This is a genomic window from Bradyrhizobium sp. BWA-3-5 (genome assembly GCF_032917985.1).
Classification (GTDB): Bacteria; Pseudomonadota; Alphaproteobacteria; order Rhizobiales; family Xanthobacteraceae; genus Bradyrhizobium.
The window spans coordinates 2,301,031-2,317,092 of record NZ_CP136626.1 but is presented as its reverse complement, the minus strand read 5'-3'; the positions used below and the strand labels follow the sequence as shown (position 1 = coordinate 2,317,092).

The following is a 16,062-nucleotide window of genomic DNA, read 5'->3' as shown; positions in this document are numbered from 1 at the left end:
AATCAGTAGCGGTAATGATCCGACTTGTACGGGCCTTCCGGCTTGACGCCGATATAGTCGGCCTGGTCCTTGCGCAGTTCGGTCAGCTTGACGCCGATCTTGGCGAGGTGCAGGCGCGCAACCTTCTCGTCGAGCGTCTTCGGCAGCACGTAGACTTTTTTCTCGTACTTGCCGTTCTTGTTGTTGGCGAACAGCTCGATCTGCGCCAGCGTCTGGTTGGTGAACGAAGCGGACATCACGAAGGACGGATGGCCCATGGCGTTGCCGAGATTCACCAGGCGCCCTTCCGAGAGAAGGATGATCCGGTGCTTGTCGGGGAACTCGATCTCGTCGACCTGCGGCTTGATGTTGGTCCACTTCAGATTACGCAGGCCCGCGATCTGGATCTCGTTGTCGAAGTGGCCGATGTTGCAGACGATGGCGCGATCCTTCATCGCGCGCATGTGGTCGATGGTGATGATGTCCTTGTTGCCGGTCGCGGTGACGAAGATGTCGGCGCGCGGCGCCGCGTCTTCCATGGTCACGACCTCATAGCCTTCCATCGCCGCCTGCAGCGCGCAGATCGGATCGACTTCTGAAACCATGACGCGGCAGCCGGCCTGGCGCAGCGATGCCGCGCTGCCTTTACCGACGTCGCCAAAGCCGGCGACCATCGCGATCTTGCCCGACATCATGACGTCGGTGCCGCGGCGGATGCCGTCGACCAGCGACTCGCGGCAGCCATAGAGGTTGTCGAACTTCGACTTGGTGACGCTGTCGTTGACGTTGATCGCCGGGAACAGCAGCGAGCCCTTGCTCGCCATGTCGTAAAGGCGGTGCACGCCCGTCGTCGTCTCCTCTGAGACGCCCTTGATGTTCTTGGCGATCTCCGCGAAGTAGCCCTTCGGTTTCTCCTTCAACAGGCGCTTGACCAGCGCGTAGAAGATTTCCTCTTCCTCCGACGTCGGCTTGTCGAGGAACGCAGTGTCGCCCTGCTCGGCGCGATAGCCGGCATGCACCAGCATGGTGGCGTCGCCGCCGTCATCGAGGATCATGTTGGGCGTGCCGCCGCCGTGCCAGTCGAACAATTTAGCGGTGTAGTCCCAATATTCGGTCAGCGTCTCGCCCTTCACGGCGAACACCGGAATGCCGGCAGCGGCGATCGCGGCGGCGGCGTGGTCCTGCGTCGAATAGATGTTGCACGAGACCCAACGGATGTCGGCGCCGAGTGCGGCCAGCGTCTCGATCAGCACCGCGGTTTGGATCGTCATGTGCAGCGAGCCGGCGATGCGCGCGCCCTTCAAGGGCTGTTTGGGGCCGTATTCCTCACGCGTCGCCATCAGGCCGGGCATTTCGGTCTCGGCCAGCGAGATCTCCTTGCGGCCGAAATCGGCGAGCGAAATGTCCTTGACGATGTAGTCGGTGAAGCCGGGCTTGGTGGGGGCGTTCATGTTGCTTTCCTAGTCGGTGAGTCCAGCGTTTCAGTAACAAAGCGAGCCGAACGCCATGTGACGCGGCCTTCTCCCTCGCCCCATTCTTACGGGGAGAGGGTCGGGGTGAGGGGCTGCATCCGCGCACTGAGCCCGTGGAGAGTCCCCCTCACCCGCCGCTTCGCGGCGACCTCTCCCCGCAAGCGGGGCGAGGTAAGAGGATTAGACCGCGCGCTTGAGCGGTTCGACGAGGTCGGTCTTCTCCCAGGAGAAGCCGCCTTCATTGTCCGGCGTGCGGCCGAAATGGCCGTAGGCCGAGGTGCGCGCGTAGATCGGACGGTTGAGGTCGAGATGGGTACGGATGCCGCGCGGCGTCAAATCCATCGCCTTCGCGGCCGCCTTCTCGAGCTCGTCCTCCGACACCTTACCGGTGCCATGGGTATCGATATAGATCGACAGCGGACGCGCCACACCGATCGCGTACGCGAGTTGCAGCGTGCAGCGGTCGGCGAGACCGGCGGCAACGATGTTCTTGGCGACGTAGCGCGCGGCATAGGCTGCGGAACGGTCGACCTTGGTCGGGTCCTTGCCGGAGAAAGCGCCGCCGCCATGCGGGGCCGCGCCGCCATAGGTATCGACGATGATCTTGCGGCCGGTCAGGCCGGCGTCGCCGTCGGGGCCGCCGATGAAGAATTTGCCGGTCGGATTGATGTGCCAGATGGTCTTGCCGTTGATCCAGTCCTTCGGCAGCGCCTCGCGCACATAGGGCTCGACGATGTCACGAATCTGGTTGGAGGTGAGGTCCTCGACCAGATGCTGGTGCGAGACCACGATCTCACGCACGCCGACGGGCTTGCCGTTCTCATACTGCACGGTGACCTGGCTCTTGGAGTCCGGACCGAGCACTTTCTCGCGGCCGGAGTGACGCGCTTCGGAAATCAAACGCAGTATCTTGTGCGCGTAGAAAATCGGTGCCGGCATCAAATCGGGCGTCTCGTTGGTGGCGTAGCCGAACATGATGCCCTGGTCGCCCGCGCCCTCTTCCTGGTTGCTGGGCTGCTTGCCATCGACGCCCTGCGCGATATCGGCCGACTGCGGATGCAGCAGGATCTCGATATCGGCCTTCTCCCAGTGGAAGCCCTCCTGCTCGTAGCCGATGTCCTTGATAGCCCCGCGCACCACGCTTTCGATCTGCTCGTTGGTCACCGAGCTCGGACCGCGGGTTTCGCCGGCGATCACCACCTTGTTGGTGGTGGCGAGCGTCTCGCAAGCCGCGCGGATCTGCCAGGGATCGATGCCCGCCTTCGGCCCTTCCCGGTAAAACAGATCGACGATCTCATCCGAGATACGATCGCAAACCTTGTCCGGATGCCCCTCGGAAACCGACTCGCTGGTGAAAAGATAAGACGCGCGCATCAACAACCCCTTGTTCCCGCCGGCTGCCGGCGGCTGTGTGTGATCTATCCCGGAATGTCAGTCGCGACGCCGCGAAATGACGTAGGATTCGTCGTAAAACCAAAGCCCATTATGCTTGCGCAGAACCTCTCGCGTGGCATCGAGGGCCCGGCTGTTTTCAGTCATGTCCGTCAACCGGTCGTCTTCGATCTGGGCGACATACACTGCCGCATTCCACGCTGCAAAAGCCGTCGAGGTTCCGATCGAGCCGGTCACCTCGTTTGGCAGCGCTTCCATATCATAACGGAAGATGGAACGGTTATCGGCGTAGGCATTAAAGTTAAGGTCGCGCCCGGCCGATCCGAGCTCGTATTTCACCGCGCGCAATAGCTCATGGCGGCTCACGGCGAAAGGATTTTCTCCCGGCCAGACCGCCTGGATGATTTCCAGGCCCGGATCGTGGCCGTGGGAGTGAATTCCGATCAGACGGCCCCCGGCCCGCAAGCTGCGCGCCAGCGGCGCAATGATGCGCTTGGCACGGAAATTCACAGAGGACTTGGCCCGATAGGGCTGGGAAGCAATCACGAGGTCGAAATTGGCTTCCGTCCGGCCCGCGCGGGGGATGATCGAATCGAGCAGGAACCGGTGATCCTCGCGGTACACCACCAGGGCCACCGGGCGTTCATAGATCGGCATGCCCGATTTGGGGCTGATATTGGCCCGCCAGTTCTGCTCCAGAAACGGTCCCAATTCGGCGATCTGGGTTTCGAATTCTCCTGAAGAGGCCCCCCGCAGCGCGACCTCGTGCCAGATCATGCCGGCCGCTGCCGCTGGCGAGGCCGGGGTCAGCCAGGGCGCCTCCGCATAATGCATGTTGGTCAGGACGACGACGGTCGCCGGGTGCTCGAACAGCCGGTCAGGCACCTTGTCGAGCGTCAGGCGGACGTCTTCCAGGCTGAGCTCCTTGCCGGCGATATAGAACGGCATGTGCGGAAAGCGGCCGTGCATCGAGCGCATCACCCGCGCCAGCACCGTGCCGTCGCCGACGCCGGCATCGAACACCCGCAGCGCCGGCGGCCGCGGATGCAGGCTGGACAGTTCGAGCCCCACCCGCTCCGCAATCACCCGCTTTTCGCTGCAGGTGTGGACGAACAGCAGGTATTTCTGCCGGTTCTCGAAAAAACGGAAATTGCCCCGCGGATCGCGCTTTTCCGGCGGCACGTCGAGGCCGCGCGGCGGCGGCAGCGCGCCGGTGGACGCCGCGATATAGGCATTGATGCGGTCGAGCGTATCGACGGTGATGCGCTTGCCCTCGCGCAGGCGATGCACGAGCTTGCCGTCGTTGACCACCCGGCGGCCAAACGTCGTCTCCGCCATATCGGAATGGCGGCAGAAGTCTGTGATCTGGCTGAGGATCTGGTCGTTCTTCATCGTGCCGGGATTTTGGGAAGCGCCGGTGGGCAGCGCCGGATGATCGGATCGTCCTACCACGACCTGCCCACCAAAGAAACCCCCCAATTGCCGGCTCCTGGAGACCGCCGCCGGCCCAGCCTTGAACCGCCATTCAGCAGGCGGCAACAAAGCAGTATCCGCTACTTGCGACTGCCAATCATGGGGACCTGATGCGCCGCGCAATCCCGATCCTAGCCCTACTCGCCGCCGCGCTGTGGCCGGCTTCCGCCCTAGCACAGGCGCGCAACCAGCTTGGGCCGCTCTGCACCACCGACACGACACCCGCCGATCAGCAGATCGATGCCTGCAACAAGATCATCGCGCTGAAGGTGTTTTCCGGCGAAAAGCTCGCCACCATCTATTTCTGGCGCGCGGTCGGATGGAACAAGAAGGGCAACTACGCCCAGGTGATTGCGGACGCCAGCGAGGCGATCCGTCTGCATGGCAGCGTCGCCGCCTACAATCTGCGTGGCTCGGCCTATTACGATAAAGGCGAAGACGATATCGCGATCGCGGATTTCAACGACGCGCTGCGGATCGGGCCGCCGAGCGGCATCCTCTATCACAACCGCGGCAACGCCTGGCGTAGCAAGGGCGAATTCGCCAAGGCAATTGCCGACTATGACCAATCGATCAAGCTCGGCCCGCCATCCGCGTTCTCCTGGCAAAATCGCGGCATATCGAAACAGGCGCTCGGCGACCTTGACGGCGCGCTCGCCGACATCAACGAGGCGATCCGCCTCGACCCGCAATTGCCGCAGCCGCTCGCCAACCGCTCGGTGATCTGGCGTGCGAAGGGATATCTCGATCGCGCCATCGCCGACACGTCAGAGGCGATCCGGCTCGCGAAAGCAAAAGTACCGACCAACATCATGACGCCGCCCGGCAGCGTGCTGATCTCAGCCTACGGCCAACGCGCCCTCGCCTATGAGGCCAAGGGCGATCTCGTGCGCGCCAGGCAGGATTACACCGCGGTGCTCGAAGGCCAGGCCTCCGACGCCGGCAGCAAGGCCAATCAGGCGACCGCGAAGGTGCGCCTGTCGCTGTTGTCGGAGGCGGTCGCGCCGGCGTCTCCGCGAATGGCCAAGGAGGCGGTGGCTGCGCCAGCCCCAGCACAGAGCGGGGCGGCGGCCCCGCCCGCGCCAAAGGGTGCAGCGGGCCCGCCTCCGCCGCCCGCCGCGGAGCAGCAGCAGCGCGCGGAAACCAGCCGGCGCGTGGCGCTGGTGATCGGCAACAGCGCCTATGCCTATGTCAAGCCGCTGCCCAATCCGACCAACGATGCGCGCGCGATGGCCAAGAGCCTGCGCGAGATCGGCTTTACGGTGACCGAAGGCACCGACCTCGACCGCACTGGCATGCAGGCGACGATCCGCGATTTCCTGCGCGAGGCCGTGCGGGCGCAGGTGGCGGTGGTCTACTACGCCGGCCATGGCGTGCAGATCGATGGCCGCAATTATCTCGTGCCGGTCGACATCCAGCTTCGTTCCGGCAGCGGCGTCACCGAGACGATGATGGACATGGATACGATCATGGCCGGCCTCGATGATCAGGTCCGCACCAACATCCTAATCCTCGATGCCTGCCGCAACAATCCGATGGCGCCGAAGGTTGCTTCCGCCGGCCCGGCCCGCGATATCGAGGTGGGCTCGGGACTGGCCGCCCCCTCAACGCTCGGCAGCGGTGCGACGCGCGGCGCCGGCACGCTGATCGCGTTTGCAACCGCGCCCGGCCAGGTCGCACTCGACGGCGAAGGCGCCAACAGCCCGTTCTCGGCCGCGCTGTCGCGCCACATCGGTACGCCCGGACTCGAGGTGCAGCAGATGCTGACGCGCGTCCGCGCCGAAGTCGTCGCCGCGACCAAGGGCAAGCAGGTGCCGTGGTCGAACTCGTCGCTGCTCGGAGAGGTTTATCTGGCGGAGAAATGACGGCGCTTGCGCCGCCCTCACCGCGTCATTGCGAGCGGAGCGAAGCAATCCACATCTCCGCACGGGGATAGATGGATTGCTTCGTCGCTATCGCTCCTCGCAATGACGGCGACGAGGGACCGCGGCTTATTTCCCCCACACCTCGTTCGCCACTTCCACCGCGAGGCTGAGCTTGGCCCACTGCTCCTTCTCGGAGAGGATGTTGCCTTCCTCGGTCGAGGCAAAGCCGCATTGCGGCGATACAGCGAGCTGCTCCAGCGGCGCAAACTTCGCGGCCTCCTCGAGGCGGCGCTTGATGTCGTCCTTTTTCTCGAGCTCGCCGAACTTCGAGGTGATGACGCCGACCACCACGACCTTGTTGCCCTTGGGCAGATAGCGCAGCGGCTCGAAGCCGCCGGCGCGGTCGGAATCATATTCGAGGAAGTAGCCGTCGTAATTGGTGCCGGCCAGCATGGTCTCGGCCACCGGCTCGTAGCCGCCGGAGGAGATCCAGGTCGAACGGAAATTGCCGCGGCAAACGTGCGTGGTCACCACCATGTCGGCCGGCCGATCGGCCAGCGCGTAATTGATGATGCGCGCATAGGTCTCCTGCAGGCCGTCCGGATTGTCGCCGCGGTCGCGCGCCTTCTGCAATTCGTCCTGCGAGCACAGATAGGCCCACACGGTGTCGTCGAACTGCAGATAGCGGCAGCCGGCGTCGTAGAACGCCTTGACCGCCTTGCGATAGGTCTTGCCGAGGTCGAGGAAGAATTCCTCCAGATCGGGATAGACCTCCTTGGAGATCGACTTGCGGCCGCCGCGGAAATGCAGCACCGCCGGCGACGGGATCGTCATCTTTGGCGTGACGTGGGCGGTGTCGGCATGCTTCTTCAGGAAACGGAAATGATCCAGCATCGGGTGGTTGTCGGGAAAATCGAGCTTGCCGATGACGCGGACGGCGTCATGGCGGGTCTCGACGCCGGCGAACTGAATGCCGGTTTCCGGATGGAACAGCTCGCAGCCCGTGAGATGGCTAAGAAAATCGAAATGCCACCAGGAGCGGCGGAATTCGCCGTCGGTCGCCAGCTTCAGGCCGACTGAGGCCTGCTTGTGCACGACCTTCTCGATCTCGAGGTCTTCGGCCTTGCGCAGTTCCTCCGCTGTGATCTCGCCCTTCTCGAGCTTGGCACGCGCCTCCTTGATGCGCGGCGGCCGGAGCAGGCTGCCGACCTCGTCGGCGCGGAACGGGGGCTTGGTTCTCTGCATGGTCTCAACTCCCATCATTCTAATACGCGGCAATCTAGTGCGCGGCGGCGCCGGCGACGCCGAGATAGCGTTCGAGCACGGCGGGATCGGCCTTCAGCGCGCTGCTGGCGGCATCATGCACGATCGCGCCGCGTTCCAATATCACAACCCGGTCGGCCAGCCCCAGAACCTTTTGCGCATTCTGTTCGACAATGATCGAGCAGATGCCCCCGGAACGGGTGATCGTGCCGAGCGCCCTTAACAATTCTTCAACGATGATCGGCGCCAGCCCCTCGGTCGGCTCGTCCAGCAGCAGCACCTTTGGATTGAGGGTCAGCGCGCGGCCGATCGCCAGCATTTGCTGCTCGCCGCCGGAAAGCTGGTTGCCGAAATTGTTGCGACGCTCCTTCAGCCGCGGAAACATCTCGTAGATCCTCTCTACGGTCCAGGGGCCGGGCTGGGCCACGGCGGTCATGTTCTCCTCGACCGTCAGCGAGCGGAAGATGTTGCGCTCCTGCGGCACCCAGCCGATCCCTGCCCGCGCGCGCTGGTCCGGGCGCATCGCGGTGACATCCAGCCCGCCGACCGCAATCGCGCCACCGAAGCGGCGGGTGATGCCGACGATCGAATTGATCAGCGTGGTCTTGCCGGTGCCGTTGCGCCCCAACAGCGCCAGCACCTGGCCTTCATCCAGCGTCAGCGACATCGAGGGCAGCACGATGGCTTCGCCGTAGCCGGCGCGCAAGGCGTCGATCGCGAGAAGCTCAGGCATCGGCGGCCTCGCCGAGATAGACCGCCTTGACTTGCGGATCCCGCGCCACTTCGTCCGGCGGACCCTCCACCAGCATGGCGCCGTTGACCAGCACCGAAATGCGGTCGGCAAAGGAAAATACCAGGTCCATGTCGTGCTCGATCAGCAAAACCGTGACGTCGCGCGGCAGCGCCGCGACCGCCGCCAGAATGTCGTGGCGCTCGCTTTCGGGCACGCCTGCGGCAGGCTCGTCCAGCAGCAGGACGCGCGGCCTCGTCGCGATCGCGACCGCAATCTCGAGCAGGCGCTGCTTGCCATAGGGCAGCGTCGCCGTGTGTTCGTTCATCACGTCGAGCAAGTGAAAGCGCCCGAGCGTTTCGGCAACCTCCCGGTTGACGTCGTCGCGCGTGCCCATCCGCCGCCACCAGTCGCCGCCGCGGCCGAGCCGTTCGGAGACGGCGAGCCCGATGGTTTCGAGCGGCGTCAGGTCGGCATAGAGCTGGTTGATCTGGAAGGTGCGCGACAGTCCCCGCAGCACCCGCTTGTGAACCGCCAGATCGGTGATGTCGCTACCTTCAAGCAGGATCCGGCCGCCATTGGGCTTCAGCACGCCGGTCAGGAGGTTGATGACCGTGGTCTTGCCGGCACCGTTCGGCCCGATCAGCGCATGGCGGGCGCCCTGCTCGACTTTCAGCGACAGGTCGCGGGTGACCCGAAGGCCGCCGAAGGATTTTTCCAGTGCCCTGGTTTCCAGCGCGACGGTCATGGCGCATCGCTTTCGGGCACGGCGACGCCGGCCTTGCGGCCGAACACCTGGCGAATGATGAGGTTCGGGCCCCACAGCACCCAGCGATGGATGCGCTCGCGGCCGATCAGCACCATCACGACCAGAACGAGCCCGATCCAGAACAGCCAGTATTGCGGCGTGATGGTCTGAAACAGTTCCTGCAGCATCTTGAAGACAACGGCGCCGATCAGCCCACCATAGAGATAGCCGGTGCCGCCGATCACCAGCACCAGCATCAGGTCGGCCGAGCGCTCGAAGGCGAACACATCAAGCGAGGCCAACGCGGTCGTCTGGGTGAACAGTGCGCCGGCAATGCCGGCATAGAACGCCGCGACCGTATAGATCGCGATCAGCCGGCGGTTGACCGGCACGCCGATCGCGGATGCGCGAAGCGGATTGTTCCTGATCGCGCGCAGCGAGAGGCCGAACGGCGAATTGACGATCCGCCGCGCCAGCAGAAACAGCAGGAACAGCACGATCAGTGAATAGAAGAAACCGGTCTTGCCGAACATGTCGAAGGTGAACATGCCGAGGATCGGCTGCATCTCGATGCCCTGCAGGCCGTCAGTGCCGCCGGTGATGTTGGAGAAGCGTTCCGCCAGCGCCTCCAGCAGCAGCGCAATGCCGAGCGTCACCATCAGCCGTGTCAGGTCGACGCCGCGGATGACGAGGAAGCTGGTGAGGAAGCCCAGCACCATCGCGATCAGCCCGGCGGCGATCAGCGCGATGACCGGCTCGTTGATGATGCCGTGCAGCGCCAGAAGCCCCGCCGAATACGCACCGACACCGAAGAACGCCGCGTGGCCGAGCGAGACGATGCCGGCGTAACCGAGGATCAGGTCCAGCGACAGCGTGAACAGCGCCAGCCGCAGGATATCCGTCATGATCAGGTAGCGGGATGGAAACAGGAACGCGCAGGATAGCGCGAGAAGCCAGAATACGATTTCGGCCGGGTGCCAGCGGGCGCGGGCCATGGCATGGGATGAGACGTCGGAGATTACGGTCATCACGGGCTCACCGCGCGGCTGCGCGGCCGAACAGGCCGTTCGGACGCCAGATCAGGATCACGATCATGATGGTGTAGATCACGAAGGGGCCCATCTTCGGCACGTAATATTTGCCGGCGACGTCGCCGATACCGAGCAGCAAGGAAGCGAGGAACGGCCCGGTGATGCTGGAGGAACCGCCGACGGTCACCACGATCAAAAAGTAGATCATGAATTTTAGCGGGAAGTACGGGTCGAGCCCGAGGATTTCGGCGCTGAGCGCGCCGCCAAGGCCCGCAAGCCCGCAGCCGAACGCAAAGGTGAAGGCGAAGACCTGCGGCACGTTGATGCCGAGCCCGATCGCCGCGCGGGGATCGTCGACCGCGGCGCGCAGGCGGCTGCCAAACCGGGTCTTCGACAGGATCAGCTGCAGGGCGACCGTGAGCAGGCCGCAGATCACGATGATCATGAGGCGGTAGCGGCCGATGCCGACGCCGAAGAAGTCGAACTGCCCCTCCAGCGCCGCTGGCAGCTTGATGAAGATCCGCGACGATCCCATGATGTAATCGACCGCGGCCACCGACATGAAGGTCAGGCCGATCGTGAACAGCACCTGGTCGAGATGGCTGCGGGTGTAGAGATGGCGGTAGAGCGTCCGCTCCAAGAGCACCCCGATCGCCGCGGCGGAGATGAAGGCGAGGGGCAGCGCCGCGAAGAACGGCCAGCCGGAATTGTTCACCAGCACCGCGCAAACATAGCCGCCGGCCATGGCGAAGGCGCCATGGGCCAGATTGACGAAATTCATCAGGCCGAGCGTCACCGCGAGCCCGCAGGCCAGCACGAACAGCAGCATGCCATAGGCGACACCGTCGAACAGGATGGTGAACAGCGTGGTCATAGTTCAGCAGATCTCAAACAGTGCGACTGTGGCACCAGCCCCTCACCCGGATCGCTCCGCGATCCGACCTCTCCCCGCAAGAGCGGGGCGAGGTTGCGCCGAGCAAGCCGCGGGTCCAAGTCCGTGCCTTAGAAAATAGAAGCACGAGTCGCGAATGCCGCTCTGCTCCCTCTCCCCGCTCTTCGCGGGGAGAGGGTCGGGGTGAGGGGCAAGCCACAGGCACGGATGTCACTTCTTCGTCTTGCCGGAATCCTTCACGGCCTCGAAGGTCGCGAACTCGACGTTGTAGAGTTCGCCGTCGACCTTCTCGACCTTGCGGATGTAGATGTTCTGCACGATGTCGCGGGTCTCCGGGTCGATCGAGATCGGGCCGCGCGGGCTTTCCCACTTCATGCCCTTCATCGCCGCGATCAGCGCATCGCCGTCGGTCTTGCCGCCGGTCTTCTTCAGCGCCTCGTAGATCAGGCGGATGCCGTCATAGCCGCCGACCGCCATGAAGCCCGGACGCTGACCAAAGGCCTTCTTGTAGGCGGCGACGAATTCCTTATTGGCGGCCGAAGGATGCGCCGCGGAGTAAAGATGCGCGGTTACCGTGCCGAGCGCGGCATCGCCCATGCCGTTGAGCAGGTCGTCATCCATGACGTCACCGGGGCCGATCACCTTGATGCCGGCCTTGTCGAGCCCGCGTTCGGCGTACTGCTTCATGAAGTTGCCGCCCTGTCCGGCCGGCACGAACACGAACACGGCGTCGGGCTTGGAGTCCTTCATGCGCTGCAGAAACGGAGCGAAATCAGGATTTTGCAGCGGCACCTTCACCTCTTCGACGATCTCGCCACCACCGGCGGTGAAGTTCTGCTTGAAGAAGTTCAGCGCGTCATTGCCCGGCGCATAGTCGGAAGTGAGCGTCGCGACCTTCTTGATGCCGTTCTTGGCGGCCCAGTCGCCGATGATGGTCGAGGACTGCGCCAGCGTGAATGAGGTGCGGACGATGTAGGGCGAACGCTCTGTTATGATCGAGGTGCCGGCCGCCATCACGATTTCCGGAATCTTGCCCTGCGTCGCCAAGGGGGCGGCTGCAAGGGCTGCCGGGGTCACGCCGAAGCCGGCGATAAAATTCACCTTGTCATTGACGATCAATTCCTGCGCGAGGCGCTTGGTGTTGTCGGGAACCGCAGCGTCGTCCTTGAGGATGACCTCGATCTTCTTGCCGGCGACGGTGTCGCCGTTCTGCTGCATGTAGAGCTTGACCGCGTTGTCGATCTGCTTGCCGGTCGAGGCCTGGCCGCCGGTCATCGGCAGGATCAGGCCGATCTTGACGGTCTCTTGGGCGTGTGCCGGCGTGAGCGCCAGCATCCCGGCGACCGCGCCTGCGGCCAGCAACATGTGACTGCGAATAGACATCAACATCCTCCCCCTGATCGGCCTTGTGTCTCGAACCGAGTCCCCGGCCCTTGATCTCACCATAACCCAGTTTTTCGGCCGGGTAGCGCGGCAACATGGCGTCCTTCGCCGCCCTGTTGTCAATCGGACCATTGGCGTGTCGCAGCGAAAGGCCGGCCCCGCTAGAACCAGCGAGAAATGCACTGCGGTACCATGGTATAATCCCGAACCGGTTTGCCCAATGGCTTGCCGGCCGGCCGTCTATTTGTACGATTGTACAAATAAAATGGTCCTGTCAACAAAGAAGGAGTTTCGGTGACTGCCGTAAGGCGGCGCCGTAAATCCATCATCCTTAAAGGGGAGAGCTGTAGCCTTCTGCGATGACGATCAGCGCGCGCCATATCGCCACACTTCTTGTCGTTGCTCTCGCTGGCAGCGGGCTGAGCGGTTGTGGAACCATCAACGAGAAAGTCTCGGCGGGCGTCAGCGATGCTGTACCGGCGTGGCTCGGCGGCATCCCTGCGGACGCCCCGCCGCGCCCGGGAACCGCAAAGTACGACGAGTACATGAAGGAGCGCGAGCGCAAGCGGCTGTTGCCGGCCTCCGAGCGCGGCGAAGAGGCAAAGCCGGCGCCGAGGCCGGAAGAAAAGGCCCGCTAAGGCGAAGAGGCGCCCGCCCCCTCAATCCATGAACACCACGGTCTTGCGGCCATTGAGGATCACGCGATCCTCAAGGTGATGGCGCACGGCGCGCGCGAGCACGCGGCGCTCGATGTCGCGCCCCTTGCGCGAAAGATCTTCCGGCGTGTCGCGATGGCTGATGCGCTCGACGTCCTGGTCGATGATCGGGCCTTCGTCGAGGTCGCTTGTGACGTAATGCGCGGTGGCGCCGATCAGCTTGACGCCGCGCTCATGGGCCTGGTGGTAGGGCCGCGCGCCCTTGAATCCCGGCAGGAACGAGTGGTGGATGTTGATGCAGCGCCCGGCCAGCCTCGCCGACATCTCGTCCGAGAGGATCTGCATGTAGCGCGCCAGCACGACGAGATCGGTCGCGGTATCCTGCACCAGCTTCCAGACCGCGTCTTCCTGCTCGCGCTTGGTTTCCTTGGTGACCGGCAGGTAATGGAACGGGATCTCGCCGAAATCGAGCGTGCCATAGGTTTCGCGCGGATGGTTGGAGACGATCGCCGTCGGGATCATCTCCAGCTCGGCCGTGCGCCAGCGATAGAGAATATCGACCAGGCAATGATCCGACTTGGAGACCAGCAGCATCACCCGGCGGCGATTGGCTCGGTCGCGCATCTGCCAATCCATGCCAAAGCGCTCCGCGATCGCGGCAAAGCCGGTCTGCAGCGCCTGTAACCCGACAGCAAGATCGGCGGCGGTGAACACCACCCGCATGAAGAACTTCTTGGTTTCGACATCGTCGAACTGCTGTGCGTCCAGGATGTTCTGTCCGTTATGGGCCAGAAAGGTCGACACCGCGGAAACGATGCCGGGGCGATCCGGGCAGGACAGGGTCAGGACGAACTGGTGATCGGGCATGGCGAGGCTGGCTACAATTCAGGCAAAAGGGCGAAGTGGCTATTTTCGGCCCTGCTCTATCACCGCGCCCGCACTTGCGCCAATCCCGAAACCGGGATCAGGATGAACAAAGCGCGAAGCGTTGGAGCGACACCATGGCTGACAGATTGAACGGTTACCGCATCCTGATCCTGGAAACGCGCGAGGAAGCGCAGTTTTCCCGCCTGCTCACCGAGCAGGGCGCCGACGTGCTGCAATGCCCGATGTTCACCATCCATGACGCGCCGGACTCCGCGCCGGTCGAGGCCTGGATCCGGCGGTCGATCGAAAAGCCCTTCGACGACGTCGTGCTGCTGACGGGCGAAGGCCTGCGCCGGCTGATGAAGATGGCGCAGCGCATCGGCGTCGAGCAGGAGTTCATCGCCTCGCTCGGCAAAGCGCGCAAATTCGCCCGCGGCCCCAAGCCTGGAAAAGCGCTGCGCGAAATCGGCCTGGAGCCGCAGATGACGACGGAGAAGCCGACTTCCGAAGGCGTCGCCGAGATGCTGTCGCGCCTCGACCTCAGGGAGCATCGCCTCGCCCTGCAACTCTACCCGGACAAGGATCACGGCGTCCTGATCGGCGCGATCAAGGCGCAAGGCGCCGAGGTCGATACCGTGCTGCCCTATGCCTATGACGCCCAGGCCGCCGACGCCAACATCATCAAGGCGATCGACGAGATGGCGGAAGGCCGAGTCGATGCCATCGCACTGACGAATCTCGGCCAGATCCGCCGCCTGATCGAGGTGGCCCGGGCCCGCGGCTGCGAGGAGCGCTTACGCGCCGGGCTCGATCGCACGCCAATCGCCTCCGTCGGCCCGGCGGTGTCAGACGAACTCAAGTCCCACGGCCTGCGGACCGACATCTACCCGGCCGAGGACGCCTTCTTCATGCGGCCGCTGATCTCGGCGATGGCGCAGGCGCTAGGCAAGAACCCGCCGCGCATGGCGGCGAGAGGCTGACAAATCAGGCACAGGCATTGCTTGCGACCGTTCGTCTGGCACCAAATCGCGCGAGGTTGGGCGCAGCGTCGCGGCCAGCGCTACATGTCAACGCTAGCCGATCCGCAGGGCTTGAAAGTTTGAAGCGAGCGCCCGTGCAAGCAGCCCTCATGCTTCTGGGCGTAGGCAAGCACGCCCATGATAATCAGAGCCACCGCGACCAATCCGGCTACTAGGTTCTCCACCATGGCTGCCACTCCCGACCTGTCGCGGCGCAATCTCGCCTCGCCGCCAGTTTGATGAAGCGCTAGTCCACCTTGGCGCCGGCGAACTTGACCACCTTGCCCCACTTTTCGGTCTCGTCAGCCACCAGCTTGCCGAAATCGGCGGGAGAGCCCGGCAGCAAAATGGCGCCGATCTCCGCAAAGCGAGCCTTCGCCTTGGGATCGGCGAGGATTTCGTTCACCGCCTTGTTGAGCACGCCCACGATTTCGAGCGGCGTGCCCTTCGGCGCCGCAAGGCCATACCAGGCGCTGGCCTCGTAGCCGGGCAGATAATCGGCGACCAGCGGCAGGTCCGGCAGCACGTCCGAGCGCGTCGTGCTGGTGACCGCAAGGCCGCGCAGCTTGCCGGATTTGACGTGTTCGGCGCAGGTCGGAAGGTTGTCGAACATCACATGCATCTGGCCGGACAGCATGTCGGTGAGCGCCGGCGCGCCGCCGCGATATGGCACATGCTGCATGTTGATGCCCGTGAGCATCTTGAACAGCTCGCCTGACATGTGGATGGTCGAGCCGTTGCCTGACGATGCCATGTTGAGCTTGCCCGGATTGGCCTTGGCGTAGGCGATCAGTTCGGGGATCGTCTTGATCGGCAGCGAGGGATGCACAACGACGACGTTGGGGAAGCGGATGATGCCGGCGATCGGTTCCATCTCCTTGATGAAATCGAACGGCAGCTTCTCGTAGAGCGTGGCGTTGATCGCGTTCGCCGGTGCGACCAGCAGCAGCGTGTAGCCGTCGGGTGTCGCGCGCAATACCTGCTCGGTGGCGATATTGGTGCCGCCACCCGGCCGGTTCTCGATGATGAAGGATTGACCGAGCTTTTCCGACAGCCATTGCCCCATCAGGCGCGCGGTCAGGTCCGCCGAGCCGCCCGGCGTATAGCCGATCACGAGGCGAACCGGGCGCGAGGGATAGGCCTGCGCGCCTGCGACGCTGCACAGGGCCGGAACTGCAGCCGCACCGGCGACGAGCTGCAGGAATTGGCGACGCTGATAGTTCATCATGCTTCCTCCGCTGCGCCGGCGGCTCTTGTGGCCGCTCGGCGTACACGCATCCTAGCGCAATCAG

14 protein-coding genes are annotated in these 16,062 nt (G+C 64.0%); 3 read left to right on the top strand and 11 right to left on the bottom strand.

Annotated features, from left to right (window positions below; all coding sequences use genetic code 11):
- Positions 1–2: 2 nt before the first annotated feature.
- From ahcY to RX331_RS11110, 3 genes are all read right to left on the bottom strand, one after another.
- Positions 3–1,430: an adenosylhomocysteinase gene (gene ahcY, locus RX331_RS11120; RefSeq protein WP_317256606.1), complete on the bottom strand. Its 1,428-nt coding sequence runs from the start codon at positions 1,428–1,430 to the stop codon at positions 3–5.
- Between the two features lie 201 nt (positions 1,431–1,631).
- Complete coding sequence (gene metK, locus RX331_RS11115) at positions 1,632–2,825, bottom strand: methionine adenosyltransferase (RefSeq protein ID WP_317256605.1); 1,194 nt, start codon at positions 2,823–2,825, stop codon at positions 1,632–1,634.
- Between the two features lie 57 nt (positions 2,826–2,882).
- A complete protein-coding gene (locus RX331_RS11110) occupies positions 2,883–4,235 on the bottom strand; it encodes a hypothetical protein (RefSeq protein ID WP_317258090.1) in 1,353 nt (450 codons plus the stop codon).
- A gap of 191 nt (positions 4,236–4,426) precedes the next feature.
- On the opposite strand from RX331_RS11110, the gene RX331_RS11105 reads away from it, so the two are divergent.
- Positions 4,427–6,181: a caspase family protein gene (locus RX331_RS11105; protein ID WP_317256604.1), complete on the top strand. Its 1,755-nt coding sequence runs from the start codon at positions 4,427–4,429 to the stop codon at positions 6,179–6,181.
- A gap of 126 nt (positions 6,182–6,307) precedes the next feature.
- On the opposite strand, the gene RX331_RS11100 is transcribed toward RX331_RS11105, so the two are convergent.
- The 6 genes from RX331_RS11100 to RX331_RS11075 all read right to left on the bottom strand — a co-directional run bounded on the left by RX331_RS11100 (position 6,308) and on the right by RX331_RS11075 (position 12,180).
- Complete coding sequence (locus tag RX331_RS11100; RefSeq protein ID WP_317256603.1) at positions 6,308–7,426, bottom strand: cobalamin-independent methionine synthase II family protein; 1,119 nt, start codon at positions 7,424–7,426, stop codon at positions 6,308–6,310.
- 34 nt (positions 7,427–7,460) lie between these two features.
- Positions 7,461–8,177, bottom strand: coding sequence for an ABC transporter ATP-binding protein (locus tag RX331_RS11095; protein ID WP_317256602.1), 717 nt, complete (start codon positions 8,175–8,177; stop codon positions 7,461–7,463).
- Positions 8,170–8,922: an ABC transporter ATP-binding protein gene (locus RX331_RS11090; RefSeq protein ID WP_317256601.1), complete on the bottom strand. Its 753-nt coding sequence runs from the start codon at positions 8,920–8,922 to the stop codon at positions 8,170–8,172. The genes RX331_RS11095 and RX331_RS11090 overlap by 8 nt, the downstream gene beginning before the upstream one ends.
- The gene (locus tag RX331_RS11085; protein WP_317256600.1) at positions 8,919–9,950 is read right to left on the bottom strand and encodes a branched-chain amino acid ABC transporter permease; all 1,032 of its coding nucleotides are present in this window, start codon (positions 9,948–9,950) and stop codon (positions 8,919–8,921) included. The genes RX331_RS11090 and RX331_RS11085 overlap by 4 nt, the downstream gene beginning before the upstream one ends.
- A gap of 7 nt (positions 9,951–9,957) precedes the next feature.
- Positions 9,958–10,827 carry a branched-chain amino acid ABC transporter permease gene (locus tag RX331_RS11080; RefSeq protein WP_317256599.1) on the bottom strand — a complete coding sequence of 290 codons (870 nt, stop codon included), beginning with the start codon at positions 10,825–10,827 and terminating at the stop codon, positions 9,958–9,960.
- 228 nt (positions 10,828–11,055) lie between these two features.
- Complete coding sequence (locus RX331_RS11075) at positions 11,056–12,180, bottom strand: ABC transporter substrate-binding protein (protein ID WP_410708265.1); 1,125 nt, start codon at positions 12,178–12,180, stop codon at positions 11,056–11,058.
- A 407-nt stretch (positions 12,181–12,587) separates the two neighbouring features.
- Here RX331_RS11075 and RX331_RS11070 point away from each other — a divergent pair, with 407 nt between their 5' ends.
- Positions 12,588–12,866 carry a hypothetical protein gene (locus RX331_RS11070; protein WP_317256597.1) on the top strand — a complete coding sequence of 93 codons (279 nt, stop codon included), beginning with the start codon at positions 12,588–12,590 and terminating at the stop codon, positions 12,864–12,866.
- Positions 12,867–12,887: 21 nt separating this feature from the next.
- Here the strand turns inward: RX331_RS11070 and purU are convergent, their stop codons facing one another.
- A complete protein-coding gene (purU, locus tag RX331_RS11065) occupies positions 12,888–13,751 on the bottom strand; it encodes a formyltetrahydrofolate deformylase (protein WP_317256596.1) in 864 nt (287 codons plus the stop codon).
- Positions 13,752–13,885: 134 nt separating this feature from the next.
- Here purU and RX331_RS11060 point away from each other — a divergent pair, with 134 nt between their 5' ends.
- Positions 13,886–14,731 carry a uroporphyrinogen-III synthase gene (locus RX331_RS11060; protein ID WP_317256595.1) on the top strand — a complete coding sequence of 282 codons (846 nt, stop codon included), beginning with the start codon at positions 13,886–13,888 and terminating at the stop codon, positions 14,729–14,731.
- 286 nt (positions 14,732–15,017) lie between these two features.
- Here the strand turns inward: RX331_RS11060 and RX331_RS11055 are convergent, their stop codons facing one another.
- A complete protein-coding gene (locus RX331_RS11055) occupies positions 15,018–15,995 on the bottom strand; it encodes a tripartite tricarboxylate transporter substrate binding protein (RefSeq protein WP_317256594.1) in 978 nt (325 codons plus the stop codon).
- Positions 15,996–16,062: the final 67 nt, after the last annotated feature.

Excerpts from the sequence above, each read along its gene's own strand:
- ahcY (WP_317256606.1), bottom strand. The coding sequence starts at position 1,430 with ATGAACGCCCCCACCAAGCCCGGCTTCACCGACTACATCGTCAAGGAC.
- metK (WP_317256605.1), bottom strand. The coding sequence starts at position 2,825 with ATGCGCGCGTCTTATCTTTTCACCAGCGAGTCGGTTTCCGAGGGGCAT.
- RX331_RS11110 (WP_317258090.1), bottom strand. The coding sequence starts at position 4,235 with ATGAAGAACGACCAGATCCTCAGCCAGATCACAGACTTCTGCCGCCAT.
- RX331_RS11105 (WP_317256604.1), top strand. The coding sequence starts at position 4,427 with ATGCGCCGCGCAATCCCGATCCTAGCCCTACTCGCCGCCGCGCTGTGG.
- RX331_RS11100 (WP_317256603.1), bottom strand. The coding sequence starts at position 7,426 with ATGCAGAGAACCAAGCCCCCGTTCCGCGCCGACGAGGTCGGCAGCCTG.
- RX331_RS11095 (WP_317256602.1), bottom strand. The coding sequence starts at position 8,177 with ATGCCTGAGCTTCTCGCGATCGACGCCTTGCGCGCCGGCTACGGCGAA.
- RX331_RS11090 (WP_317256601.1), bottom strand. The coding sequence starts at position 8,922 with ATGACCGTCGCGCTGGAAACCAGGGCACTGGAAAAATCCTTCGGCGGC.
- RX331_RS11085 (WP_317256600.1), bottom strand. The coding sequence starts at position 9,950 with ATGACCGTAATCTCCGACGTCTCATCCCATGCCATGGCCCGCGCCCGC.
- RX331_RS11080 (WP_317256599.1), bottom strand. The coding sequence starts at position 10,827 with ATGACCACGCTGTTCACCATCCTGTTCGACGGTGTCGCCTATGGCATG.
- RX331_RS11075 (WP_410708265.1), bottom strand. The coding sequence starts at position 12,180 with ATGCTGGCGCTCACGCCGGCACACGCCCAAGAGACCGTCAAGATCGGC.
- RX331_RS11070 (WP_317256597.1), top strand. The coding sequence starts at position 12,588 with ATGACGATCAGCGCGCGCCATATCGCCACACTTCTTGTCGTTGCTCTC.
- purU (WP_317256596.1), bottom strand. The coding sequence starts at position 13,751 with ATGCCCGATCACCAGTTCGTCCTGACCCTGTCCTGCCCGGATCGCCCC.
- RX331_RS11060 (WP_317256595.1), top strand. The coding sequence starts at position 13,886 with ATGGCTGACAGATTGAACGGTTACCGCATCCTGATCCTGGAAACGCGC.
- RX331_RS11055 (WP_317256594.1), bottom strand. The coding sequence starts at position 15,995 with ATGAACTATCAGCGTCGCCAATTCCTGCAGCTCGTCGCCGGTGCGGCT.